This window comes from Arthrobacter sp. Bz4 (genome assembly GCF_003075455.1).
In the GTDB taxonomy this organism is placed as follows: domain Bacteria; phylum Actinomycetota; class Actinomycetes; order Actinomycetales; family Micrococcaceae; genus Arthrobacter_D.
The window spans coordinates 1-2,567 of record NZ_QDAE01000056.1 but is presented as its reverse complement, the minus strand read 5'-3'; the positions used below and the strand labels follow the sequence as shown (position 1 = coordinate 2,567).

2 protein-coding genes are annotated in these 2,567 nt (G+C 65.1%); both read right to left on the bottom strand.

The window, feature by feature from the left end; translation table 11 throughout:
• Positions 1-30: 30 nt before the first annotated feature.
• Positions 31-819: an IS21-like element helper ATPase IstB gene (istB, locus tag DDA93_RS15975; RefSeq protein ID WP_116779305.1), complete on the bottom strand. Its 789-nt coding sequence runs from the start codon at positions 817-819 to the stop codon at positions 31-33.
• A complete protein-coding gene (gene istA / locus DDA93_RS15970; protein ID WP_243400679.1) occupies positions 816-2,369 on the bottom strand; it encodes an IS21 family transposase in 1,554 nt (517 codons plus the stop codon). The genes istB and istA overlap by 4 nt, the downstream gene beginning before the upstream one ends.
• Positions 2,370-2,567: the final 198 nt, after the last annotated feature.

Sequence of the window (2,567 nt, the reverse complement as noted above, 5' to 3'; positions counted from 1 at the left end):
GGTGGGGTCGGCCATCGTTGGGTTTTGGGTTTAGTTCAGTGCGGTGACTCCTTTCCCTGCCAGGGCTTGGGTGAGACGGATGGAATCGCCGTTAGTTTGGCAGACGTGGGCGTGATGCAGGAGCCGGTCCACGGTGGCGGTGGCGAGGGTTTTGGGCATGAGCTCGTCGAAACCGGCGGGGTGGAGGTTGGAGCTGATCGCGATGGAGCGTTTTTCGTAGGCTGCGTCCACGACCCGGTAGAGCCCTTCGGCGGCGTCCGTGGCAACCGGAAGCAGTCCGATGTCGTCGATAATCACGAGCTCGGCGCGCAGGATCCGGGTTACGGCCCGGGTGACGCTGTCATCGGTGCGGTGCGCGCGGATCAAAACGCCGAGGTCCTCAAGCCGGAACCATGCCACGCGCATCCCGGCTTCCACGGCTTGCTGGCCCAGGGCTTCAAGGAAGAACGTTTTTCCGGTCCCGGAGGGCCCGCAGACGACGAGGTTCTCTCGTCGGGTGACCCATTCCAAGGTTCGCAGCGCTTGTTGGGTCGGGGCGGGGATGCAGGATGCGTCGGGGTCCCAGGCGTCGAAGGTTTTCCCGGTGGGGAATCCTGCTGCTTTGCGCCGGTTGGCGAGCATGGACCGTGCCCGGCCGGCGGTTTCCTCAGTGAAGAGGGCCTTGATGACCTCGACCGGTTCCCAGCGCTGCGCTTTCGCTGTCGCGATCAGTTCCGGTGCCAGGGCCCGGGCGTGCGGCATTTTCAGCTGACGCATCAGCGTCTCCAGGTCGGCAGGCAGCGGCGGCGCGGCGGTGTTAGTCGTGATGACGGGGCTCATCGGGTGTCCTCCGGTGCGGTGATACCGGTGATACCGGTGGTTGGCGTGATCGTGGGGTTACCGATTGCTGCCCAGGCACCTGTGCCTTGAGTCAGCGAGGTTGTTTCGTTCGCGGTGTGTGTGGTGGTGCGTTTGTTGGTGGCGTTCAGGATCGAGGGAAGGTCACCGTGGGCGAACCGGCCGTGCAGTGCGGCGGTCCCGAGGGCCCGGTCCACGGCTGCAGTGCCAGCGATTTTGGCTAAGGTGACGGCTTCGGCCATTTTCACGTTCATCCGCTGCGCGCCGGCGGCCGCTGCTTCGATGAGCCAGGTCCGGGCGCCTTCCCCGAGGGTCAGAAACTCGGCCTCGTCGGCGGTGCGGGCCTTGACGGCGTAATCCCCCGGGATCCGGGTCCGGGTGCCGGGGAAGTGCTCCTCGGTGATGGCGGGGCTGCCCGGGCGGGCACGGCGGTGGCGGGCGACTTCTACCGGGCCGGCAGGCCCGTGGTGGACGATGATGATCTGTTCGCCGGGCCCGGTGCCGTGGGAGCGGACGAACACGCGGGCGCCGAGCAGGTGAGCTGGCACGGAGTACTGGCCGTTTTCGAAGGTGACCATGGGGGTGTTCTCCGGGACGGTGCGGCCGAGCCCGAACGCGATCGTATGCGCAGTCTCTGGGACCCGGTGCAGCCGGGGTTGTTCTTCGGTGAGCATGGCCGCGGGTTTACGCCGGGTGATCCGGTGTTCGCGCTGGTTCACATGATCCATGAACGCTTCGCACGCCGCTTCCAGCTCGGTGAAGGTCCCGTAGTCGGCGCGGAGGTTGGTGTCTTTGGGAACGATGTCAGCCTTGGCGAGTTTCACCGCGGCTTCGACCCCGCCCTTACTCGCCGGGTCCGCGGGCTGGCAGGTCAGCACGGTGACACCGTAATGGCGGGCGAACTCCAGGGTCTGCTGGTTTCGGACCGGGACCCCAGCGACATGGGCGGTGGTCACGGTTTTCTCGTTATCGGTGAGCACATACGTCGGTGCTCCGCCCAGGATCCGGAAGCACCGGTCCAGAGCGGCGAACACGCTCGGTGCGGTCCTGTCTTTCAGTGGGATCACGATCCGGAACCGGGACCAGGCTAACCAGGCGACGAACAAGACGGTCTTCACCCCGTTGATGCGCGGTCCGTCGCCGAAGTCGTACTGCAACCACATACCGGGTTCGGTGATCCACGGCCGGTGGACCCGAGTGTGTCCGAGCCGCCAGGCGGCTTTGACCTGCGCGATCGCCCGCCGGGTGGATCGTTCGGAACCCTCATAGCCGAGGGCTACGAGCTTGTCGTGGGCTTTATCGGCGCGGATGCGGCCCTTGGATTCCTGGACCCATTCCTCAATCTTGGGCAGAAACGCGTCGGTGACCCGGTCTCGGGCGGCTGGTTCGGCGATCGGACGGCCGGCGTCACGTGCCGCGACATGCTTAGCGACAGTGTGATGCGAACAGCCCGTGAGCTCCGCTGTTGCTCGTAGCGAACCTGTCAGGTCGTAGGCAGCAAGAATTTCCATGATTTCTCCGTCAGACTTCATACAAGGGGTCTCTTCCTCGGTCAGGTTTGATGCGATTCGACACCGTCATCAAACCCCAGGAAGAGGCCCCGTACCGCTTAACACGCGGCAGGAACAGTAAGGAAGTGGGCAGACCTCATGGCCACCGGTGGGCAGTTCTACTGGCCGTCAGTGGGCACTTTCGTGGCCGCCTACGGGCAGTTTTGCATGGCCGCTAAC

Bases quoted from the DNA above. Each gene is read 5' to 3' on its own strand.
- istB (WP_116779305.1), bottom strand. From the start codon at position 819: ATGAGCCCCGTCATCACGACTAACACCGCCGCGCCGCCGCTGCCTGCC.
- istA (WP_243400679.1), bottom strand. From the start codon at position 2,369: ATGAAGTCTGACGGAGAAATCATGGAAATTCTTGCTGCCTACGACCTG.